This is a genomic window from Paracoccus sp. NIOT.M2S5SZ12 (assembly GCF_057748165.1).
Genome location: NZ_JBYLFR010000001.1, coordinates 173,910 through 194,542, shown reverse-complemented (window position 1 = coordinate 194,542; position 20,633 = coordinate 173,910). Strand labels below are relative to the sequence as shown.

Here is a 20,633-nt window from a genome sequence, read left to right as displayed (position 1 = left end):
GTGCCCGATACAAAGTAAGTCATGAAATGGTTAAAAAATCGTTCGCAACATAATCTACATGGAACTTTTTGCGCAGTTTTGCAACGACGCATCGCCCGTCGCGACATCAAAGCCACATCTGCAGGGCCGGAATCAGCGGAATATCGGCGGCCGGCATGGGGTAATCGCGCAAATCGCGCGCCCGGACCCAGGCCAAGGCCTGCCCCTCGCGCGGCTGGACGATTCCCTCCCACCGCCGACAGGCAAAGACCGGCATCAGCAGGTGGAATGTGTCATAGCTGTGACTGGCGAAGGTCAGGGGCGCAAGGCAGCTGTTCCAGGTGCGGATGCCAAGTTCCTCCTCAAGCTCGCGGATCAGCGCAGCCTCGGGGGTCTCGCCGGGTTCGACCTTGCCGCCGGGAAACTCCCACAGCCCGGCCATCGACTTGCCCTCCGGGCGCTGTGCCAGAAGCACGCGCCCGTCGGGATCGATCAGCGCCACGGCCGAGACGAGGATCGTCTTCACGACCGGTAATCCGCGTTGATGTCGATGTAGCCATGCGTCAGATCGCAGGTCCACACCGTCCGCGCGCCCTGCCCCAGCCCCAGATCGACGCCGATCCGCAGCTCCTGGTTCTTCATGTAGGCGCTGGCGGCGGCTTCGTCGTAATCCGGGTCGCGCCAGCCGTCGCGCGCCAGGACCATGTCGCCGAAGGCGATGCGCAGCCGGTCGCGGTCGGCCTGGGCGCCCGACTTGCCCACGGCCGCGACGATGCGGCCCCAATTGGCGTCCTCTCCGGCGATGGCGGTCTTGACCAGCGGCGAATTGGCGATGGCCATGGCCACGCGATGCGCGTCGACCTCATCGGCGGCACCGGTCACGGCGATCTCGACGAACTTGGTCGCGCCCTCGCCGTCGCGGACGACCTGATGGGCCAGGTCGCGCATCACGCCATGCAGCGCGGTCACGAAGGCGCGGCCCGCATCGCCCTCCAGATCCGTGATCGGCGCGCCCGCGCCCTGCCCGGTCGCGGCCAGGATCAGCGCGTCCGAGGTCGAGGTGTCGCTGTCCACCGTGATCGCGTTGAAGGTCGCGTCCAGCCCCGAGGACAGGGCCTGCTGCAGCACGCCCGCCGGGACGGCCGCGTCGGTGAACAGATAGACCAGCATCGTCGCCATGTCGGGCGCGATCATCCCCGACCCCTTGGCGATGCCCGCGATGCGGGTGCCGTCGGGCAGGGTCGCGAAGGCGCCCTTGGGGAAGGTGTCGGTGGTCATGATCGCGCGGGCCGCGTCGGCGATGCCGCCCGCGTCCAGGCCGCGGGCCAGGTCGTCCACGATGGCCACGATCCGCTCATGCGGCAGCGGCTCTCCGATGACGCCGGTCGAGGAGGTGAAGACCCGCCCCTGCGGCAGGTCCAGCGCGCCGGCCACGGCGGCGCAGACGGCATCGACCGACTGCTGGCCCCGCGCGCCGGTGAAGGCGTTGGCATTGCCGGAATTGATCAGGATCGCCGCGCCCTGGGGCGCGTCGCCCCCCTGCGCCAGCTTGGCCTGGTTGTCCAGCACGCAGGCCGCGCGGGTCGAGGAGCGGGTGAAGGCCCCGGCCACGGTGCTGCGCGGCGCGATGCGGATCAGCGTGACGTCGGTGCGGCCCTGATACTTGATCCCGGCGGCGGCGCTGGCGAAATCGACGCCCGCGATTACGGGCAGGTCGGGAAAGCGCGCGGGCGCCAGGGGCGAGACGGGAAGCCCGGCCTTGCCCATCACTCGGCCTCCAGCAGGGCGGCGTCGTTCAGCCGTGCGGGGTCCAGCCCTTCGGTCTTCTGCACGTCGGCTTCCTCGACCAGGCGGGCGATCTCGGCCTCGACCTTCTCGCGCAGGACCATCTGGCTGATCTGGTCGCGGACCTCGGCCAGCGGGGGCGCCTCGCGCAGGCGGGTCTCGTTCAGCTTGATGACGTGCCAGCCGAACTCGGTCTCGACCGGGTCGCTGATCTGGCCCGGCTCCAGCTCGGCCACGGCCTCGGCGAAGGGCGGCACCATCTGGTCGGCGGCGAACCAGCCCAGATCGCCGCGGTTCGGACCCGAGGGACCGGTCGAGTTCGCCTCGGCCACGTCGCCGAAATCGGCGCCGCCCTCGACCTCGGCCTTCAGCTCGGCGGCCTTCTCTTGGCTGTCGACCAGGATATGGGCGGCGTTGTACTCGGTGACGCTGCCCGCGTCCTGGAACAGCCGGTCATAGGTCGCCTGCAGCTCGGCATCGGTCGGGTCGGTCGCGGCGATCTGCGAGACGGCGGCGCTGGCCAGCGTGTTGCGGCGCTGCAGTTCCAGCTGGGCGCGCACGCCGGCATCCTCGGTCGCCGAGGCCGCGACGGCGGTCTGGCGGATCAGCTGGTCCAGCATCAGGTCCCACAGCGCCTGGTCGGGCATCTCGGCCATGGCCGGGTCCTGGATCGACTGCTTCATGACGATCATCTGGCCTAGGGTGATCTCCTGCCCGTCCACGGTGGCGACGACCTGGTCGGCGTCCTGGGCAAGGGCGGGCGCGGCGGCCATCGGCGCCCCGATCAGGGCGGCGGCCAGCAGGATCGATCGGGTCATGGAGGGTCCTTTGCATGGGGCGGCGCGCCCGCTGCCGGGCCGGGCCAACATTGACAGTCAGGCGGGCGGGGCCTACATCCAAGCCAACTCCGTGGAAGGCGCCGCCGCCGCGTTCGTTCAGGCCCCTGATACGGCAATGCGGCCGGTGCGGGCAAGTGGGCCGCAGCGAACGTGCCTTTCCCAACAACGTGATGGCGAAGGTAACATGATCGGTAATCTGGCAAAGATGGTCTTTGGGACGCCCAATGACCGCAAGGTCAAGGGGACCCGCCCCCTGGTCGCACGCATCAACGCCCTGGAGGAGCAGTTCCGGGCGCTGTCCGACGAGGGGCTGATCGAGAAGACCCGCGAGTTCCAGACCCGCGTGGCGGGCGGCGAGGCGCTGGACGACATCCTTCCCGAGGCCTTCGCCAACTGCCGCGAGGGCGCGCGCCGCGCCTTGGGCCTCAGGGCCTTCGACACGCAACTGATGGGCGGGATCTTCCTGCATCAGGGCAACATCGCCGAGATGAAGACCGGCGAGGGCAAGACCTTGGTCGCGACCTTCCCGGCCTATCTGAACGCGCTGTCGGGCAAGGGCGTGCATGTCGTCACCGTGAACGACTATCTGGCCAAGCGCGACGCGGAATGGATGTCCAAGGTCTATGCCGCCCTGGGCATGAGCTGCGGCGTCGTGGTGCCCTTCCAGCCCGAGGGCGAGAAGCGCGAGGCCTATGCCTGCGACGTCACCTATGCGACCAACAACGAGCTGGGCTTCGACTATCTGCGCGACAACATGAAGGGCAGCGTGGCCGAGATGGTCCAGCGCGGCCACAACTATGCGATCGTCGACGAGGTCGATTCGATCCTGATCGACGAGGCGCGCACGCCGCTGATCATCTCGGGGCCCAGCCAGGACCGCAGCGAGCTGTACAAGGTGCTGAACGCCTATGTGCCGCTCTTGACCGACGAGCATTACAAGCTGGACGAGAAGGCCCGCAACGCGACCTTCACCGAGGAAGGCAACGAGTTCCTGGAGCGCCGCCTGCAGGCCGATGGCGTGCTGCCCGAGGATCAGACGCTGTACGATCCGGAATCGACCACCATCGTCCATCACGCGAGCCAAGCCCTGCGCGCCCACAAGCTGTTCCTGAAGGACCAGCACTATATGGTGCGCGACGGCGAGGTGATGCTGATCGACGAGTTCACCGGCCGCATGATGAAGGGCCGCCGCCTGTCGGACGGCCTGCATCAGGCGATCGAGGCCAAGGAGGGCGTGGACATCCAGCCCGAGAACGTCACCCTGGCCAGCGTCACCTTCCAGAACTACTTCCGTCTCTACGAGAAGCTGTCGGGCATGACCGGCACCGCGTCCACCGAGGCCGAGGAATTCGCCGAGATCTACAAGCTGGGCGTGGTCGAGGTGCCGACGAACCGCGGCATCGCCCGCATCGACGAGCATGACCGCGTCTATCGCACCGCCGCCGAGAAATACGCGGCCGTGGTCGAGGCCATCAAGGAGGCCCATGCCAAGGGCCAGCCCACCCTGGTCGGCACCACCAGCATCGAAAAGTCCGAGATGCTGTCCGAGATGCTCAAGCGCGAGGGCGTGCCGCACAACGTCCTGAACGCCCGCCAGCACGAGGCCGAGGCGCAAATCGTCGCCGATGCCGGCAAGCTGGGCGCGGTGACCATCGCCACCAACATGGCCGGCCGCGGCACCGACATCCAGCTGGGCGGCAATGTCGAGATGAAGGTGATGGAGGCGCTGAAGGCCGACCCCGAGGCCGATCCCGACGCGCTGCGCGGCCGCATCGAGGCAGAGCATGCCGACGAGAAGGCCCGCGTCCTGGAGGCGGGCGGCCTGTTCGTCCTGGGCACCGAGCGCCACGAGAGCCGCCGCATCGACAACCAGCTGCGCGGCCGGTCGGGCCGTCAGGGCGACCCCGGCCGCTCGCTGTTCTTCCTGTCTCTGGACGACGACCTGATGCGGATCTTCGGGTCCGAGCGTCTGGACAAGGTGCTGTCCACCCTGGGCATGAAGGAAGGCGAGGCGATCGTACACCCTTGGGTGAACAAGTCGCTGGAGCGCGCCCAGGCCAAGGTCGAGGGGCGCAACTTCGACACGCGCAAGCAATTGCTGAAGTTCGACGACGTGATGAACGACCAGCGCAAGGCGATCTTCGGCCAGCGCCGCGAGATCATGGACAGCGACGAGGTCGGAGAGATCACCGCCGACATGCGCCACCAGGTCATCGACGACCTGATCGACAGCTATCTGCCGCCGCGCAGCTATGCCGAGCAGTGGGATGTCGAGGGGCTGAAGACCGCGATCCGCGAGCGTCTGAACCTGAACCTGCCGGTGGCGGACTGGGCGGCCGAGGACGGCGTGGACCATGACGTGATGCGCGAGCGGATCACCGAGGCCAGCGATGCCTACATGGCCGACAAGGCTACCGCCTTTGGTCCCGAGACCATGGTCCAGATCGAGAAGCAGGTCCTGCTGCAGCAGATCGACCAGAAGTGGCGCGAGCACCTGCTGACGCTGGACCATCTGCGATCGGTCGTGGGCTTTCGCGGCTATGCGCAGCGCGATCCGCTGGCGGAGTACAAGACCGAGGGGTTCCAGCTGTTCGAGACGCTGCTGGACGGCCTGCGCTTTGACGTGACGCAGCGGCTGGCGCAGATCCGCCCGCTGACCCAGGCCGAGCGCGACGAGATGACCGCCCAGATCGCCCGTCAGCAGCAGCAGGCCCGCGCCGAGATGGAGGCTGCCGACGCGGCGCAGCCTGCCGTGGAGGAGGCCCCCGCGGCACCGCGTCCCGGCTTTGACGAGGCCGACCCCGCGACTTGGGGCAACCCGGCGCGCAACGACCTGTGCCCCTGCGGTTCGGGCCGGAAGTTCAAGCACTGCCACGGGGCGATCTGACCGCCGGCCGGGGTGCGGATTGCGTCCCGCGACGGGGCGCTGACGCGCCCCTAGCCCAACCGCGAGGGCAGCGACCAGCCGCGCAGCATCTCGTCCGGGGTCATCGGCCGCTTGCCCGCGCGTTGCGCCAGCGTGATGCGCACCGCGCCGCTGCCGCAGGCGATGGTGAAGTCCGGCAGGACCGTTCCCGGTGCCGCCTGACCTTCGGCCACACTGCTGGCCAGGAGCTTCACGCGTTCGTCGCCAATCATGCACCACGCCCCCGGGAACGGGGACAGACCGCGGATCTGGCGGTCCACCTGATCGGCTGGCAGGGTCCAGTCGATACGCGCTTCTGCCTTGTCGATCTTGGCGGCATAGGTCACGCCCTCCTCTGGCTGCGGCACGGCGGGCAGCGGCAGGCGGTCCAGTACGTCGCAGATCAGGTCCGCCCCCATCGCCGACAGGCGGTCGTGCAGGCTGGCGGTGGTGTCATCCGCGGCGATGGGCGTGCGCGTCAGGGCCAGCACCGGGCCGGTATCCAGCCCCGCCTCCATCTGCATGATCGCGACGCCGGTTTCCGCATCGCCCGCCAGGATCGCGCGGTGGATGGGCGCCGCCCCGCGCCAGCGCGGCAGGATCGAGGCGTGGATATTCAGGCAGCCGAGGCCCGGCGCGTCCAGAACCGGCTGCGGCAGGATCAGGCCATAGGCCACGACCACCGCCACATCCGCGTTCAGCGCCGCAAAGTCGGCCTGGTCCTGCGGGTCGCGCAGGCGGGCGGGGGTGCGGACCGGGATGCCAAGCTCCTGCGCCGCCAGCGCCACCGGAGAGGGGCGCGGCTTCTGCCCGCGTCCGCCGGCGCGGGGCGGTTGGGAATAGACCGCCACGACCTCATGGCGCGCGGCGATGGCCCGCAGGGCGGGGACCGAGAAGTCGGGCGTTCCCATGAAGATCACGCGCATCGGGCAGGCCTCCGGTTGGTGCCTGCCCTCAATGCCCGCGCGGCGGGCGGGCTTCAAGCCCCGCTGCCCGCGCCCCAATCGGTGACGGCGTCCTGCATCCGGCGCAGGCGCAGGAGCGCCGAGCCTTCGTCCAGCGCCACGTCGGCACAGAGGATCGGTCGCCCCGCCGCCACGTCGCGGCAGAGCACCCGCCCGGCGGCCAGGTAATAGGGCACCGGCGCATCCTCCGCGACCGCCCGTGCGGGCGTCATGCGGCCCGAGACATGCGCGATGCTGTGGTGATGCCCCTCGGCCCGCAGGACGGTGCCGGCGGGCAGGTCGGCATCGGCGAAGGCGGTCAGGTCCACGACCGGACGCGGCGCGCGCGCGCCCGAGGAGACGCCGTGCAGCGCCGCCTCGAACACCGTCGTCGCGGCCTCGAGGCCCAGCAGGTGGCGCGGCAGGCCGATCATCGCCGTGCGCCCGTCGCGGGAGACCACATGACCCTTGTCGCGCAGCATGTCCCAGGTTTCCGCATCGTCGCAGGCGACGGTGACGAAGACCCCGCCCGCGAAGCTGACCTCTCCGGCCAGGCGCAGGCAGTGGAACACGTCCAGCCGCCCCTGCCCCGACAGAAGCCCGCCGTGGTCGGTCATCAGGTCCGCGACCTCGGGGATGCGGGCGACGGGACAGTGCAGGTCGGCACGGTCGGGCACCAGCCCCAGGGCATTGGCGACCAGCGTCATCTCGCACAGATCCGGCACGGCGCGCTGCGGCAGCGCGTCAAGCGCCTGCGCCCGACCCGCCGCCACCTCGGCCCAGGGACGGCCCGCCGGGTCCAGCCACTGCGCCAGGTCCGGCGCGGCGACCGCCCGGCCATTGCTGACCACCTGCCCCGTGGCGGGATCGAAGACGAAGTCGTATTCGCTGGACTTGCCCGCCGCGATGATCCGCAGGCCCAGCACCTGCGCCCAGCTGGCCAGCCCGATCAGCAGGCTGGGCTGATCGCCGTCCACCGGCGTCACCACCACGCCCCGCTCGCGCGCCAGGCGTGACAGGATGGGGCCCACGACGCTGTCGGTCTCCTTCGTGACCATCACGACGTGATGGCCTGAGTCGATGGCGATGCGCGCGTGGCGGGCGCCGGCCTCGGGGTCGCCGGTGGCCTCCAGCACCACGTCCAGCGGCAGCTCCGCCACCACGGCCAGATCGCCCGCGGCGATCCAGTGACCCGCATCCCAGGCCGCCCGCGCGGCCGCCGCATCAGCGCAGGGCGCGATCCGCGCCGGGTCCACCCCGACCGAGGCCAGCGCCGCCGCAGCCGTCGCGGCATCGCGGTCCACCGCCACCCGGCAGGCCAGCCCGCCGACCCGGCGCACCTGCGCCAGATAGCTGCGCCCGAAGCCGCCCGTGCCGATGATGGCGGTCTGGACGGCGCGCCCCTCGCGCCCGGCGAAATGCCCGATCAGGTTCATGCCGCCACCTTGCGGTTGCGCCGCATCCCCAGGACAAGGCCGAGCGTCTTGGGCAGGATCAGCAGGGCCAGCGCGACCAGCATGATCCCGGTGACCAGCGGATTGGCGAAGAAGATCCCCAACGATCCGTCCGACAGGACCATCGACTGATGGAAGGCGTTCTCGGCCTTGTGGCCCAGCACCATCGCCAGGATCATCGGCGCCAGCGGATAGTCCAGCTTGGTGAACATGAAGCCCACCATGCCGAAGACCAGCACCAGCCACAGGTCGAAGGTCGCGCTGCCGACCGTGTAGGCGCCGACGAAGCAGATCGCCACGATCATCGGCCCGATGATGGTGAAGGGGATGCGCAGCAGCGCCGCGAACATCGGCACGGTGGCCAGCACCAGGATCACGCCCAGCAGGTTCGAGACGTACATGCTGGCGATCAGGCCCCAGACGAAGTCGGGCTGGGTCGCGAACAGCATCGGCCCCGGCGTCAGGCCCCAGATCATCAGCCCGCCCATCATCACCGCCGCGGTGGCCGATGAGGGCACGCCGAGGGCCAGCATGGGCAGCATCGCGCAGGTGCCGGCGCTGTGGTCGGCGGTCTCGGGGGCGACGATGCCCTCGGGGCGGCCGGTGCCGAAGGCCGCGCCCTTGCGCGAGGCCTGGCGGGCGACGCCATAGGACATGAAGCTGGCCGCGGTCGGGCCGCCCGGCGTGATGCCCATCCAGATGCCGATCAGCCCCGAGCGGAGCGTGGTCGCCCAGTAGCGGGGCAGTTCGGCGATGGTGCGCAGCACGTCGCGCAGGTCGATCCTGGAGGAGACCCCGCGGAAGCGCAGCCCCTCCTGCACGGTCGAGAGCAGTTCCCCGATGCCGAAGAGGCCGATCACCACCACGAGGAAGCTGACCCCGCCCAGCAGGTCGGAGAAGCCGTAGGTCAGCCGCACCGTCCCGGTCACGCTGTCCGTGCCGACCGAGGCCAGCACCAGACCCGCCGTCAGCGAGACCAGCGTCTTGCCCGGCGCGGCGCTGCCCATGCCGATGAAGGCGGCGAAGGCCAGGAAATAGACCGCGAAGTATTCGGGTGCCCCGAACTTCAGCGCGAATTGCGACGCCCATCCGGCCAGCAGCGTGATGACCAGGATGCCCATCATGGCGCCCACGCCCGAGGACACGAAGGCCAGCGTCAGCGCGCGGGTCGACTGTCCGTTGCGCGCCATCGGATAGCCGTCGAAGGTCGTGGCGACCGATGAGGGCTCTCCGGGGATGTTGAACAGGATCGAGGTCGTCGATCCCCCGAACAGCGCGCCCCAGTACATCGATGACAGCAGGATGATGGCCGAGGTGGGGTCCAGCGCGAAGGTCAGCGGGATCAGCAGCGACACCCCGTTCGGCGCGCCCAGTCCCGGCAGAACGCCCACGACCAGACCCATCAGCACGCCCGCCACCATCAGCATCAGGTGCATCGGCGTGACGGCGACGGAGAAGCCGTGCAGCAGCAGATCGAAATTGCCCATGGTCCCCGCCCCCTCAGTAGATGCCCAGAAGCGGCTCGATCGGCCCCTTCAGCAGCGGAATCTGGAAGATCACCTCGAAGATGAGATAGAGCGACAGCGCGAAACCCGCCCCCACCGCCAGCCCGAAGGCCAGCCGGAAGCCGCCCTGCTTCCACGCGTTCCACGCGACATAGAGCACCGTCGCGACGTAGAAGCCCAGCAGCAGCATGCCCACGACGAAGGCCGCCATCGCGCCCAGAAAGACCGCGATGCGGCGCAAGTGGTCGCGCGGCAGGAACGGGTCCTGCGGATCGTCCAGCGGATCGGGCGCGCGCTCGGCCCGCGCCGCGATCACCGCGCGGCCCAGGTTCCACAGGCTGGCGCCGATCAGCACCACCGAGACCCAGAACGGGAAATAGCCCGCCTCGGGGCCGTGATCGGTCCAGCCATGGCCCAGCTGCACGGCGCCGACGATGGCCGCGACCCCCAAGGCGCCGGTGACTAGGGCCGTTCCGATCTCGGCCTGGTATCGTTTGACAATCATCTCCCATTCCCCCCGTTGATGTCGCCTGTCGGATCGGGGGCGGCGCGGGCCGCCCCCGCCGCGCTTACTGCGCCGCGGCCTGGACCCAGCCCTCGGCCTCGAAGACCGACACGGTCGCGGCCTCGTTCTCGGCGATGAAGCTGGTCAGCTCCTCTCCGGTCAGCACCGCTGCGGTCTGCGAGGTCTTGGCGAGATAGTCCTGCCATTCCGGGGTCTCGGCCACGCGGGTCAGCACGTCCTGGTAATAGGCCACGACCTCGGGATCGGTGCCCGCCGGCAGCCAGACCGTGCGCGGCATCTGATAGCGCTCGATCGCCAAGCCCTGCTCGGCGCAGGTCGGGATGTCGTGCCAGCCCATGTCGCCGCTGACCGGCTCGGATTCGGCCATCCGCGCGGGCGAGAAAACGCAGAGCGGACGGATCGCCCCGGCCTGCCACTGGCCGATTTTCTCGTTGGGGTTGTTCACGTTGGCCGCCACATGCCCGCCCGCCAGCTGGACCGAGGCCTCGCCGCCGCCGTTGAAGGGGACGTACTTGAAGTCGGCGCCGGTGGTCTGCTCGATCAGCGCGACCAGCGTCTCGTCGGTGTCCTTGGACTGGCTGCCGCCGAAGACGATGGTTCCCGGCTCGGCCTTGGCGGCCTCGACCAGTTCCATCGCGGTCTGCCAGGGCGCATCGGCCTTGACCCAGATCAGGAACTCGTCCAGCGCCAGCGCCGCGACGGGCTGCATGTCGGCGGGCGTATAGGCCAGCTGCGCCACATGCGGCAGCAGATAGACGTTGTTGGTGCCGAAGATCAGCTTGTGCGGGTCGCCCGCGTTCTGCTTGGCATAGAGGAACGCCTCGGCCCCCGAACCGCCGCCCTTGTTCAGAACGATCATGTTGCGGTCGACCAGGTCGTTGCGGCTCAGCGCGGCCTGGATGGTGCGGGCAAAGTTGTCCGTGCCGCCACCCGCGCCCGAGGCCACGACGAATTCGACCGGGCGCGTCGGCGCCCATTCGGCCAGGGCGGGCATGGCGGCGGCCAGCATGGCGGTGCCGGCGATCAGGACGGTCTTGATGGACATTTCGGTTCTCCTCCCGTTTGACGATGGTTCCCGGCGGACCGGGGGTGAAGCCCGGCCGCCTATTCGGCGACCAGAAGGGTCTCGGCGACCTCTCCGCGTGCCCAATCGGCGGGCAGCGGGCGCGGCGCGCGGTCGGGGTTCAGCGCCGCCAGGTCGCGCCCGAGGCGCGCGGCCATCAGCGTGGCGCCCAGATCGGCGCGGCCCTGCCCCGCGATGTCGAAGGCGGTGCCATGGGCGGGCGTCACGATGGGAAAGCCGTATCCCGCGATCAGCGTCACGCCGCGGTCGAAGCCCATCAGCTTCATCGCGATCTGGCCCTGGTCGTGATACATGGTCAGCACCGCGTCGAACTCGCCCCGCACCGCGCGCACGAAGACGGTGTCCGACGGGATCGGGCCGGTCGCGTCGATCCCCTCGGCGCGGGCGGCGGCGACGGCGGGGGCCAGAATCTCGTCGTCCTCATGGCCGAAATTGCCGCCATCGCCCGCATGGGGGTTCAGCGCCGCGACGCCGATCCGCGCACCGGGCTTGCCCGCGCCCGCCATCACCTCGGCCGTCAGGCGCAGGCTGGACAGGATGCGGTCGGTGCTCAGCGCGTCGGCCACGGCCCGCAGCGGGATGTGGCTGGTGACACGGGCGTTCCAGACCTCCTCTAGCACGTTGAACTCGCGTCCGCTGCGCGCGGCGCCGATGGCCGCGTCGATGAAGCCGATCTCGTCGACATAGCTGGGGCGCGCCAGGCGCATCGAATGCTTGTTGAAGGGCGTGAACATCGCCGCATCCGCCAGACCCGCATGGGCCAGGTGCAGCACCGCGGCAAAGTTCTGCAGGCAGGCCGCGCCCGCATCGTCGCCCGACCGGCCCAGGGGCCGCCCCTCGACCGGGCAGTTCGCCAGATCGACCAGCACATGCCCCGCCGGCATCCCGGCGCCGACCTGGTCGGGGCGGATCACCGGCAGGTCCAGCGTGACCCCGGCATGGGCCGCGCCCATGGCCAGGACGCGCGCGTCGCCCACCACGGTGACGTCCAGCGCCCGGATCTCCTCATGGGCCAGCAGCTTGGCGGCCAGTTCGGGGCCGACGCCCCCGGCATCCCCCAGGGCCAAAGCGATACGCATCAGCGATTCTCCATCTGAAATTGGTCTTGAAAGGTCGGGGACATGGCCTCGCCCGCCACCCGCGCGCAGATCGCCAGCGATATGGCCCCGGCATCGGGATGGCCCATGCTGCGCTCGGCCAGGGGCCGGGCGCGGCCCAGCCTCGGCACCAGCGACGCGGTGCCCTGCGCCGCGCGCTCGGCCTCGGCCGCGGCATGCGCCCAGGCCCGGTCCAGCCGCGCGCCGGAGGCGACCTCGGCCGCCAGCGCCTGCACGAAGGGGACCAGCGCATCGACCAGCGTCTTGTCACCGGGCCGCGCGCCGCCCAAGCGCGTCACCGCGTCCAGCGCCGCCTCGGCCCCCCGCGCCGCGGCCTGCGCATCGACAGCCGCCGCGTCGCCCAGGGTCTGACCCCAGCCCCGCAGCAGCACGCCCCAGATCGCGCCCGAGGTGCCACCCGCCCGATCGGCCCAAGCATCGCCGGCCCGCGCCAGCACCGTGCCGGCCCCCGCGCCCGCGGCGGCGGCGGCCTCGGCGGCGCGGGCGGCGGCGGCCGATCCGCGCGCCATGCCCTGCCCGTGATCGCCGTCGCCCGCCACCGCGTCGATGCGGCCCAGCTCGGCCTCGGCCTCGGCCATGGCGGCGGCGATGCGGGCGATCAGGCCCGCGACGCAGCCCGCCTGCGCGCGGCTTTCGGGCGCGCCCTGCGCGATCGCGGCCTCGGCGCGGGCGGCGCGGGCCTCGCGGCGCGGACCGGTCGCGGCGATCTGGCCGCGGCGGAAGGCGGGCGCATCGGCGGGCGCGCTCCACAGCGGGGCCAGCTGGTCGTCCAGCCACAGGATCGACAGCGAACAGCCCGCCATGTCCAGGCTGGTGACGAATTCGCCCACCTCCGGCCCGACCGGCGTCAGCCCCGCATCCTGCATCAGGCCCGAGAGATGGTGCCAGAGGACGAACAGCTCCTCGTACTTCGTGCGGCCCAGCCCGTTCAGAACCACGGCCACGCGGCCGTCATGACCCTCGGGACGCTCGGCCAGCAGCGGCTCGAGAAGCATCCGCGCCAGATCGGCGGCAGGCGCCAGGGCCTCGCTGCGGATGCCCGGCTCTCCGTGGATGCCCAGGCCCAGGGCCACCTGACCCTCGGGCACGGTGAACAGCGGCGCGTCCTGCCCCGGCAGGGTGCAGCCGTCAAAGGCCAGCCCGAAGGACACCGCGCGGCGGTTCGCCCGTTCGGCCAGCGCCATGACCGCGTCCAGGTCCATCCCGGCCTCGGCCGCGGCGCCCGCAATCTTGAAGACCAAGAGGTCGCCCGCCACGCCGCGCCGCCGGGCCGCGTCGCCCTGGGGCGCGCTGGCCACGTCGTCGGTGACGGCCAGGATGCGCGCGTCGATCCCCTCGGCGCGCAGACGCTCGGCCGCGGCGCCGAAGTTCAGCACGTCGCCCGCATAGTTGCCAAAGCCCAGGATCACCCCGCCGCCCTGATCGGCGGCCCGCGCCACCCCGGCCACCGCGCTGGTCGAGGGCGAGGCGAAGACGTCGCCCGCCACCGCCGCATCGGCCAGCCCCGCGCCGACATAGCCCAGGAAGGCCGGATAGTGCCCGGACCCGCCGCCCACGACCAGCGCCACCTTGCCCACGGCACCGGCCTGCGCGCGCAGCGCGCCATGGGGCAGCGGGACGACCCGGTCGGCATGGGCGGCACAGAACCCGGCCAGCGCGGTGCGGGCGAAATCCTCGGGGCGGTCCAGGACCTTGGTCATGCGGAAATCCTCCGGTCGGTCGGTTGGGTGCGGGGGTTCAGGACTGGGCTCTGCGCCAGGATCGCGCGCAGATAGTCGCGGTTCATGGCGCAGACGCCCAGTCCGTCGCCGCCGTAATGCTCCACCAGGAACGGGCTGGCGAAGCCGTGGGACAGCGCGGTGTTGACCGCCGCGCGCCAGTCGATCGTCCCGCCCAGCAGCGGCGCGGGATGGGTCATGGTGACGCCGGACGGGTCCTCCATCCGGACATAGTTCTTGACGTGCCAGTAGCCCGCATGCGGCGCGCAGAGGCGGATCATCTCCGCCCAGGGGCGGACGGGGCGGTGCAGGCGGATCAGGTTGCCGATGTCCACGTTCAGCCGCACGGCGGGGCAGTCGACATCGTTCAGGAAGGCGACCGCATCGGCGGCGCTGCCCAGATAGGTGTCCTCGTACATCTCCAGCGCGACCTGGATGCCCAGATCCTGCGCATGGCGGCCCAGTGCGCGGATGCGGGACAGGGCCAGGTCGCGGATCTCGGGGTCGGCGGGGTTGGTGACGCCGGGCGCGGTCCAGAACCACAGCGCGGCGCGCTGCGCCTCGGTCAGCGGGCCGAACAGACCGAAGCTGACATGGCCGACCCCCATCCGCGCCGCGCAGTCGATGACCCGGAGGCCATAGTCCAGATGCGCCGCGCCGTGCACCGGGTCGATGACGCTGCGCCGCGAGGTCGAGATGGCCGGCACCGCCAGCCCCAGATCGCGGCAGATCGCGGAGAACTCGGCCAAGGCCGCGGGCGGCAGGTCGGCCACGCGCAGCCAGCTGTCGGTCGGATCGACCGCGTCGAAGCCCGCGCCGGCCACCTGCGCCAGATCGCGCGCCCAAGCGGCGGGATCGTCCTGCGCGACGGTGCCGAACGGGATCATCGCGCAGGCGATGGGCCAGGTCGCGGCCGTCCATGGCGGTGAATTGGTCATCGGCCCTCCCCTTCCGAATCATCCCTGATCCGGTCGTAGCACGGGCCTAATGGCGTATCAATAATTCTGTATACAGCACACAGAAGGCAGCATTGACTTGCGCCCTGCCCCCGTCTAGCGATGATCCTCAAGGAGATCGCCATGACCGACCTGCCCGACACCGATGCCCGGATCGAGCGCCAGCCCCTGCTGGACGCGATCCTGACCCGGCTGCGCGACATGATCATCGAGGGCGCCCTGCCGCCCGGCACCCGCCTGAACGAGGGCCAGATCGGCCAGCAGTTGGGCGTGTCCCGCACGCCGCTGCGCGAGGCGATCAAGTACCTGGCCTCCGAGGGGCTGGTCGAGCTGGTCCCGGCGCGCGGCGCGGTGGTCAAGCAGTTCGGCGCCCGCGAGGTGCGCGACATGCTGGAGGTCATCCGCATGCTGGAGCAGCAGGCCGGCATGATCGCCTGCGCCCAGGCCAGCGACGCCGGGATCGCGCAGGTGCGGGCGCTGCATGACCGGATGCTGGACTGCTATCAGCGCCGCGACCGGCTGGCCTATTACAAGCTGAACCAGGCCATCCACAGCGCCATCGTGGCCCTGGCCGACAACGGCGCCCTGTCCGAGGTCCATTCCCGCCTGCAGACGCGCCTGAAGCGCATCCGCTTCATCGGCCACGAGGGACCCGAGCGGTGGGCCCATGCCGTGGCCGAACACGAAGCCATCATCGCGGCCCTGGAGGCGCGCGACGCCGACGGGCTGTCGGCCATCCTGGGGCGCCACCTGACGCAGGCCTGGGAACGGGTCCGCCACGACCTGCCCCAGACCTGACCGCCGGGCGGGCCGTCACCACAGGAAGTCGTCGCCGTCCATCTGGTTCAGGCGGAAGTCCTCGATCACCAGACGGTCGGCGCCGAAGGTCAGCATCACGTCGGCGCCGTTCTGGCTGGCCGCGCCGCGCAGCTCGGCAAAGCTGTCCAGCCCCGCGACGCCGCGCAGGTCGATCCGGTCGTCGCCGTTCTCGAAATCGGTAATGCGGTCCAGACCCTTGGCAAAGACGAAGCGGTCCGCGCCCTCGCCGCCGGTCATGGTGTCGTTGCCCAGGCCGCCGTCCAGCACGTCGTTGCCCTCGCCGCCGGTCAGGCGGTCGGCCCCTGCGGCGGCGGCCATCACGTCGTCGCCCTCGCCGCCCGCCAGGATGTCGTTGCCCCCGCCCGAGGCGATGCGGTCGTTGCCGTCATCGCCGCTGATCGTGTCGCGGCCGCCGCCGGAGGTGATGACGTCGTCGCCCTCGCCGCCCGTCACGCGGTTGTTGCCCGCCCCGGCCGAGACCGTGTCGTTGCCCTCGCCGGCCAGGATCACGTCGCTGCCCGCGCCCGCCCAGATGCGGTCGTTGCCCTCGCCGCCGAAGACGCGGTTGGCGCCCTCTCCGGCCCAGATGCTGTCATTGCCCTCGCCACCGTCGATCGTGTCGTTGCCGCCCAGCCCGTACAGGCGGTCGTCCCCGGACCGGCCATAGATCAGGTCGGCCACACCGGTGCCGGTCAGGCGGTTGTCGTCGTCATTGCCAAACAGTCGTGCCATGGAAGGATTCCCTTGATCGGGCGTGTCCGGGCGCGGATCGGAGGGACGCCCCGCCCCCCGTCGCGGACCGCCCACCCCTGCGGCCGGTCGCCGTCATAACGGCGCCGGGTGACATTCATTCCATCGCGGACGATCTTTTTTCACGCCTGCGGCATCCGCGCGCAGGCCGGGCCTCAGCGGCGCGCCAGCTTGGCCGAACGGGCGACCAGCATCTTGCGGCGCAGCGGCGTCAGGTGGTCGACATAGACGCGCCCCGCCAAATGGTCGATCTGGTGCTGCACGCTGGTGGCCCAGAGGCCCACGAAGTCGCGCTCCTCGATCGCGCCCTGGTCGTTCAGGAAGCGCACCGTCACCGCGCGGGGCCGCGTGACGGGGGCCGAGACGCCGGGCAGGTTGGGGCTGGCTTCCTCATGGACGCGCATCTGGCCGCTCGCGTGCAGGACCTGGGGGTTGGCCATGCGCACCGCCTGGCCGCGCGCGGTCGAGGCGTCCACCACCGCCAGCGCCATCATGATGCCGATCTGGGGCGCGGCCAGGCCGACGCCCGGCATGGCCTCCATCGTGTCGATCATGTCGTCCCAGATCATGCGGACGGCGTCGGTCACGGCCTCGACCGGGGCTGCGGGGCGGTGCAGGCGCGGGTCGGCATAGGGCAGGAAGGGTCGGGTGGGCATGTCAGTCCTTCACGATCAGCATGCCGTCCAGATGGTCGGCCTCGTGCTGCGCGATGCGCGCGGCCACGCCCTCCATGTCGCGCAGATGATAGCGCCCGTCCAGACCGTACCAGCCGATGCCGATGCGCAGGGCCCGCGTGACCGCGACCGGGCGGCCGGGGATCGACAGGCACTGCTCCTCCGCGGTAGCGGTCTCGGGGGAGCGCACCAGGATCTCGGGGTCGCAGAGGACCAGCGGCTCGGGCGCGCCGTCCTTCCAGCCCGCATCCATCACGAAGATGCGCCGCGCGACCCCGATCTGCGGCGCGGCCAGACCGCGCCCGCCCGCCTGGTACATCGTCGCCAGCATGTCGGCCGCCAGCGCGTGCAGCGCCCGGCCGTTCAGGAACCCCGCCGGTTCGCAGCGCACCCGCAGGCGCGGGTCGGGCCATGTCAGGATCGCGCGCGCGGTGCCGCCGGCCAGATCGCCCGTCAGTTCGGGACGCGTCCAACCGCCGGCACCCGCGCGCTCAGGCACGGGCCATGTCCCGTTTCAACTTGACCATCTTGCGCGTGATCATCTGGCGGCGGATGGCCGAGAGGTGGTCGATGAACAGAACCCCGTCCAGATGGTCCAGCTCGTGCTGCGCGCAGGTCGCCCAGAGCGCGTCGAACTCGCGTTCATGGGTGGCGCCGTCCAGCCCCAGCCAGCGCATGCGGATCTCCGCCGGGCGGGTGACCTCGCCATACTGCTCGGGGATCGACAGGCAGCCTTCCTCATAGGTGTTCAGCGCCTCGGATTCCCAGACCACCTCGGGGTTCACCAGGACCAGGGGCGCGCGTTCGGCCTCGGGGTCGCGGGTGGCGTCCATGACGAAGACGCGCAGGCCCACGCCGATCTGCGGCGCGGCCAGGCCGATGCCGGGCGCGTCATACATCGTGGCCAGCATGTCGGCGGCCAGGGTCTCGATCTCGGGCGTGATGCGGGCGACGGGCTGGGCCACCTTCTTCAGGCGCGGGTCGGGATGGATCAGGATGGGTCTCAGGCTCATGTCCCGGATTTAGGGCAAGCCTTCACCATAAGCAACAACCCCGCTATGCAGGGCATGTCGCACCCGCAGGAGGCCGCCATGACCCATCCCGACTTCGACCGCATCATCGACCGGCGCGGCACGCATTGCAGCAAATGGGACGACATGCAGGCGGCCTATGGCGTGGCCCCCGATGACGGGCTGGCCATGTGGGTGGCCGACATGGATTTCGCGCCCCCTGCCTGCGTGCAGGCCGTGGTGGACCGCGCCGCCGCGCATGGGGTCTATGGCTATCCCGGCGCGAACGCGCCCTATCTGGCCGCGATCGGCTGGTGGATGGAGCACCGCCACGGCTGGCCGATCCGGCCCGAATGGGTGCTGACCTGCGCGGGACTGGTCAATGCGGTCGCGATGGCGCTGCAGGCCTACACGCAGCCCGGCGACGGGGTGGTGGTGATGGCGCCGGTCTATCACGCCTTCGGCCGGGTGATCCGCGCCGGCGGGCGCGACCTGGTCGAACTGCCCTTGGCCGAACGGGACGGCCAATACGCGATGGACTGGGACGCATGGGAGGGGATGCTGACCGGGCGCGAGCGCCTGCTGATCCTGTGTTCGCCGCACAATCCCGGCGGCCGCGTCTGGTCCGAACAGGAGCTGCGCGAGGTCGCCGATTTCTGCGACCGCCACGACCTGATCCTGATCTCGGACGACATCCATGCCGATCTGGTCCTGCCGGGCAGCCCGCGCCACCGGATGATCGCGACCGCGGCGCCCGACATCCTGCCGCGGCTGGTGACGCTGACGGCCGCGACCAAGACCTTCAACATCGCGGGCGCCCATATCGGCAACGCGATCATCCCCGACCCCGACCTGCGCGCACGGTTCCAGGGCGCGCTGGCCGCGGCCGGGGTGTCGCCCGCGATGCTGGGCCAGGACATGGTCGCCGCCGCCTATTCGCCCGAAGGCGCGGCCTGGGTCGACGCGCTGGTCGCGTATCTGGACGGCAACCGCCGCATCTTCGACGAGGCGGTGAACGCCATTCCGGGGCTGCGCTCCATGCCCCTGCAGGCGACCTACCTGTCCTGGGTCGATTTCCGCGGCACCGGCATGACCGAGGCCGAGATCACCCGCCGCATCCAGGACGACGCCCGCATCGCCGCCAATCACGGCGCGACCTTCGGGCGGGGCGGCGCGGGGTTCATGCGCTTCAACATCGCCACGCCGCGGGCGCGGGTGATCGAGGCGGCCGACCGCCTGCGCGCGGCCTTCGCCGACCTGCAGTGAGCCGGCCGCCCGCGTTGCAACCCGGGGCGGCCCGACCTATATAGCGCCAAACCCGAACCCCAAAGGCATGCCGCATGGTCTATCTGGATTTCGAAAAACCGCTCGCCGACATCGAGGGCAAGGCCGAGGAACTTCGCGCCATGGCCCGCAAGGGCGACGGCACCCTCGATGTCGAGAAGGAGGCCGCGGCGCTGGACCGCAAGTCCGCAGACCTGCTGCGCGATCTCTACAAGACGCTGGACCCGTGGCGGAAGACCCAGGTGGCCCGCCATCCCGACCGCCCGCATTGCAGCGACTACATCAAGGCGCTGTTCACGGAATACACGCCGCTGGCGGGCGACCGCGCCTTCGGCGACGACCATGCGGTGATGGGGGGCCTTGCGCGCTTCAAAGACGCGCCCTGCGTGGTGATCGGCCATGAGAAGGGCAACGACACCAAGTCGCGCATCCACCACAATTTCGGCATGGCCCGCCCCGAAGGGTACCGCAAGGCGATCCGCCTGATGGACATGGCGCACCGCTTCGGCCTGCCGGTCATCACGCTGGTGGACACGCCCGGCGCCTATCCCGGCAAGGGCGCCGAGGAGCGTGGGCAAAGTGAGGCCATCGCCCGCTGCACCATGAAATGCCTGGAGATCGGCGTGCCGCTGGTCAGCGTCATCATCGGCGAGGGCGGATCGGGCGGGGCCGTGGCCTTCGCCACCGCGAACCGCATCGCCATGCTGGAGCATTCGATCTATTCGGTGATCTCTCCGGAAGGCTGCGCGTCGATCCTGTGGAAGGACGCCGAGAAGATGCGCGACGCGGCCGAGGCGCTGCGCCTGACCGCGCAGGACCTGAAGAAGCTGGCCGTGATCGACCGCATCATCGCCGAACCCCTGGGCGGGGCGCAGCGCGCGCCCGATGAGGCCATCGCCGCCGTGGGCGGCGAGATCACCGCCATCCTGGCCGACCTGTCGGAGATGAAGCCGGCCCAGCTGATCCAGGACCGCCGCGCCAAGTTCCTGGCAATGGGCTCCAAGGGACTGGCGGCCTGAGGCACAGGCCCCTGTGTCCGACCTGCAACAGCCGTCCCGATTTGGGACGGCTTTCGCGTTTTGCCATCTTGCGCGACATGCAAGGCTGGGCCAGCCTGCACTCCTGCCCGCAACCCATGCGCGAAAGGAGGGGCTGATGACATCATTTGCAAACGCCCCAACCCTGAACCGCTTCGGTTCGGTCCGCCGCCCGTCGCTGCGACAGGCCGCCTGACCGCCTCAGGGCAGACCCCGCCGACATCATGACCTGACCGGCGCCGCGTT

19 protein-coding genes are annotated in these 20,633 nt (G+C 70.5%); 4 read left to right on the top strand and 15 right to left on the bottom strand.

Annotation, left to right across the window (positions count from 1 at the left end; genetic code table 11):
• Nucleotides 1-106: 106 nt before the first annotated feature.
• Genes mutT through AC2SGK_RS00955 form a run of 3 tightly spaced genes read right to left on the bottom strand, consistent with a single transcriptional unit; the run spans nucleotide 107 to nucleotide 2,582 of the window.
• Nucleotides 107-505 carry an 8-oxo-dGTP diphosphatase MutT gene (gene mutT, locus AC2SGK_RS00965; protein ID WP_488321733.1) on the bottom strand — a complete coding sequence of 133 codons (399 nt, stop codon included), beginning with the start codon at nucleotides 503-505 and terminating at the stop codon, nucleotides 107-109.
• The gene (gene argJ, locus AC2SGK_RS00960) at nucleotides 502-1,746 is read right to left on the bottom strand and encodes a bifunctional glutamate N-acetyltransferase/amino-acid acetyltransferase ArgJ (protein ID WP_488321732.1); all 1,245 of its coding nucleotides are present in this window, start codon (nucleotides 1,744-1,746) and stop codon (nucleotides 502-504) included. Before argJ ends, mutT begins: the two co-directional genes overlap by 4 nt.
• A complete protein-coding gene (locus AC2SGK_RS00955) occupies nucleotides 1,746-2,582 on the bottom strand; it encodes a peptidylprolyl isomerase (RefSeq protein ID WP_488321731.1) in 837 nt (278 codons plus the stop codon). Before AC2SGK_RS00955 ends, argJ begins: the two co-directional genes overlap by 1 nt.
• 205 nt (nucleotides 2,583-2,787) lie before the next feature.
• Here AC2SGK_RS00955 and secA point away from each other — a divergent pair, with 205 nt between their 5' ends.
• The gene (gene secA / locus AC2SGK_RS00950; protein ID WP_488321730.1) at nucleotides 2,788-5,490 is read left to right on the top strand and encodes a preprotein translocase subunit SecA; all 2,703 of its coding nucleotides are present in this window, start codon (nucleotides 2,788-2,790) and stop codon (nucleotides 5,488-5,490) included.
• 50 nt (nucleotides 5,491-5,540) lie between these two features.
• On the opposite strand, the gene fmt is transcribed toward secA, so the two are convergent.
• The 8 genes from fmt to AC2SGK_RS00910 all read right to left on the bottom strand — a co-directional run bounded on the left by fmt (nucleotide 5,541) and on the right by AC2SGK_RS00910 (nucleotide 14,795).
• Complete coding sequence (fmt, locus tag AC2SGK_RS00945; protein WP_488321729.1) at nucleotides 5,541-6,434, bottom strand: methionyl-tRNA formyltransferase; 894 nt, start codon at nucleotides 6,432-6,434, stop codon at nucleotides 5,541-5,543.
• Nucleotides 6,435-6,487: 53 nt separating this feature from the next.
• Nucleotides 6,488-7,888: a flagellar biosynthesis protein FlgA gene (locus AC2SGK_RS00940; RefSeq protein WP_488321728.1), complete on the bottom strand. Its 1,401-nt coding sequence runs from the start codon at nucleotides 7,886-7,888 to the stop codon at nucleotides 6,488-6,490.
• A complete protein-coding gene (locus AC2SGK_RS00935) occupies nucleotides 7,885-9,393 on the bottom strand; it encodes a tripartite tricarboxylate transporter permease (protein WP_488321727.1) in 1,509 nt (502 codons plus the stop codon). The genes AC2SGK_RS00940 and AC2SGK_RS00935 overlap by 4 nt, the downstream gene beginning before the upstream one ends.
• 13 nt (nucleotides 9,394-9,406) lie before the next feature.
• Entirely contained in the window at nucleotides 9,407-9,916 is a 510-nt protein-coding gene (locus tag AC2SGK_RS00930) for a tripartite tricarboxylate transporter TctB family protein (RefSeq protein WP_488321726.1), read from the bottom strand.
• Between the two features lie 64 nt (nucleotides 9,917-9,980).
• A complete protein-coding gene (locus tag AC2SGK_RS00925) occupies nucleotides 9,981-10,982 on the bottom strand; it encodes a tripartite tricarboxylate transporter substrate binding protein (RefSeq protein ID WP_488321725.1) in 1,002 nt (333 codons plus the stop codon).
• 59 nt (nucleotides 10,983-11,041) lie between these two features.
• Nucleotides 11,042-12,100: a 4-hydroxythreonine-4-phosphate dehydrogenase PdxA gene (locus AC2SGK_RS00920; protein WP_488321724.1), complete on the bottom strand. Its 1,059-nt coding sequence runs from the start codon at nucleotides 12,098-12,100 to the stop codon at nucleotides 11,042-11,044.
• Complete coding sequence (locus AC2SGK_RS00915) at nucleotides 12,100-13,839, bottom strand: dihydroxyacetone kinase family protein (protein WP_488321723.1); 1,740 nt, start codon at nucleotides 13,837-13,839, stop codon at nucleotides 12,100-12,102. Before AC2SGK_RS00915 ends, AC2SGK_RS00920 begins: the two co-directional genes overlap by 1 nt.
• Nucleotides 13,836-14,795, bottom strand: coding sequence for a sugar phosphate isomerase/epimerase family protein (locus AC2SGK_RS00910; RefSeq protein WP_488321722.1), 960 nt, complete (start codon nucleotides 14,793-14,795; stop codon nucleotides 13,836-13,838). The genes AC2SGK_RS00915 and AC2SGK_RS00910 overlap by 4 nt, the downstream gene beginning before the upstream one ends.
• 141 nt (nucleotides 14,796-14,936) lie before the next feature.
• Here AC2SGK_RS00910 and AC2SGK_RS00905 point away from each other — a divergent pair, with 141 nt between their 5' ends.
• Nucleotides 14,937-15,611 carry a GntR family transcriptional regulator gene (locus AC2SGK_RS00905; RefSeq protein ID WP_488321721.1) on the top strand — a complete coding sequence of 225 codons (675 nt, stop codon included), beginning with the start codon at nucleotides 14,937-14,939 and terminating at the stop codon, nucleotides 15,609-15,611.
• 15 nt (nucleotides 15,612-15,626) lie between these two features.
• On the opposite strand, the gene AC2SGK_RS00900 is transcribed toward AC2SGK_RS00905, so the two are convergent.
• The 4 genes from AC2SGK_RS00900 to def (AC2SGK_RS00885) all read right to left on the bottom strand — a co-directional run bounded on the left by AC2SGK_RS00900 (nucleotide 15,627) and on the right by def (AC2SGK_RS00885) (nucleotide 18,069).
• Nucleotides 15,627-16,364, bottom strand: a complete 738-nt coding sequence (locus AC2SGK_RS00900) for a calcium-binding protein (protein ID WP_488321720.1) — start codon at nucleotides 16,362-16,364, stop codon at nucleotides 15,627-15,629.
• 173 nt (nucleotides 16,365-16,537) lie between these two features.
• A complete protein-coding gene (gene def / locus AC2SGK_RS00895; protein ID WP_488321719.1) occupies nucleotides 16,538-17,038 on the bottom strand; it encodes a peptide deformylase in 501 nt (166 codons plus the stop codon).
• 1 nt (nucleotide 17,039) lies between these two features.
• On the bottom strand, nucleotides 17,040-17,555 hold the full coding sequence (gene def / locus AC2SGK_RS00890; RefSeq protein ID WP_488321718.1) for a peptide deformylase: 516 nt from the start codon (nucleotides 17,553-17,555) through the stop codon (nucleotides 17,040-17,042).
• On the bottom strand, nucleotides 17,548-18,069 hold the full coding sequence (def, locus tag AC2SGK_RS00885; RefSeq protein ID WP_488321717.1) for a peptide deformylase: 522 nt from the start codon (nucleotides 18,067-18,069) through the stop codon (nucleotides 17,548-17,550). Before def (AC2SGK_RS00885) ends, def (AC2SGK_RS00890) begins: the two co-directional genes overlap by 8 nt.
• Nucleotides 18,070-18,147: 78 nt before the next feature.
• Between def (AC2SGK_RS00885) and AC2SGK_RS00880 the strand changes: the two genes are divergently transcribed.
• Together AC2SGK_RS00880 and AC2SGK_RS00875 are read left to right on the top strand one after the other, a co-directional pair.
• Complete coding sequence (locus AC2SGK_RS00880; RefSeq protein ID WP_488321887.1) at nucleotides 18,148-19,332, top strand: MalY/PatB family protein; 1,185 nt, start codon at nucleotides 18,148-18,150, stop codon at nucleotides 19,330-19,332.
• Nucleotides 19,333-19,406: 74 nt separating this feature from the next.
• On the top strand, nucleotides 19,407-20,369 hold the full coding sequence (locus AC2SGK_RS00875; RefSeq protein WP_488321716.1) for an acetyl-CoA carboxylase carboxyltransferase subunit alpha: 963 nt from the start codon (nucleotides 19,407-19,409) through the stop codon (nucleotides 20,367-20,369).
• Nucleotides 20,370-20,633 lie beyond the last annotated feature (264 nt).

Excerpts from the sequence above, each read along its gene's own strand:
- argJ (WP_488321732.1), bottom strand. The coding sequence starts at position 1,746 with ATGGGCAAGGCCGGGCTTCCCGTCTCGCCCCTGGCGCCCGCGCGCTTT.
- AC2SGK_RS00955 (WP_488321731.1), bottom strand. The coding sequence starts at position 2,582 with ATGACCCGATCGATCCTGCTGGCCGCCGCCCTGATCGGGGCGCCGATG.
- secA (WP_488321730.1), top strand. The coding sequence starts at position 2,788 with ATGATCGGTAATCTGGCAAAGATGGTCTTTGGGACGCCCAATGACCGC.
- fmt (WP_488321729.1), bottom strand. The coding sequence starts at position 6,434 with ATGCGCGTGATCTTCATGGGAACGCCCGACTTCTCGGTCCCCGCCCTG.
- AC2SGK_RS00940 (WP_488321728.1), bottom strand. The coding sequence starts at position 7,888 with ATGAACCTGATCGGGCATTTCGCCGGGCGCGAGGGGCGCGCCGTCCAG.
- AC2SGK_RS00935 (WP_488321727.1), bottom strand. The coding sequence starts at position 9,393 with ATGGGCAATTTCGATCTGCTGCTGCACGGCTTCTCCGTCGCCGTCACG.
- AC2SGK_RS00930 (WP_488321726.1), bottom strand. The coding sequence starts at position 9,916 with ATGATTGTCAAACGATACCAGGCCGAGATCGGAACGGCCCTAGTCACC.
- AC2SGK_RS00925 (WP_488321725.1), bottom strand. The coding sequence starts at position 10,982 with ATGTCCATCAAGACCGTCCTGATCGCCGGCACCGCCATGCTGGCCGCC.
- AC2SGK_RS00920 (WP_488321724.1), bottom strand. The coding sequence starts at position 12,100 with ATGCGTATCGCTTTGGCCCTGGGGGATGCCGGGGGCGTCGGCCCCGAA.
- AC2SGK_RS00915 (WP_488321723.1), bottom strand. The coding sequence starts at position 13,839 with ATGACCAAGGTCCTGGACCGCCCCGAGGATTTCGCCCGCACCGCGCTG.
- AC2SGK_RS00910 (WP_488321722.1), bottom strand. The coding sequence starts at position 14,795 with ATGACCAATTCACCGCCATGGACGGCCGCGACCTGGCCCATCGCCTGC.
- AC2SGK_RS00905 (WP_488321721.1), top strand. The coding sequence starts at position 14,937 with ATGACCGACCTGCCCGACACCGATGCCCGGATCGAGCGCCAGCCCCTG.
- AC2SGK_RS00900 (WP_488321720.1), bottom strand. The coding sequence starts at position 16,364 with ATGGCACGACTGTTTGGCAATGACGACGACAACCGCCTGACCGGCACC.
- def (WP_488321719.1), bottom strand. The coding sequence starts at position 17,038 with ATGCCCACCCGACCCTTCCTGCCCTATGCCGACCCGCGCCTGCACCGC.
- def (WP_488321717.1), bottom strand. The coding sequence starts at position 18,069 with ATGAGCCTGAGACCCATCCTGATCCATCCCGACCCGCGCCTGAAGAAG.
- AC2SGK_RS00880 (WP_488321887.1), top strand. The coding sequence starts at position 18,148 with ATGACCCATCCCGACTTCGACCGCATCATCGACCGGCGCGGCACGCAT.
- AC2SGK_RS00875 (WP_488321716.1), top strand. The coding sequence starts at position 19,407 with ATGGTCTATCTGGATTTCGAAAAACCGCTCGCCGACATCGAGGGCAAG.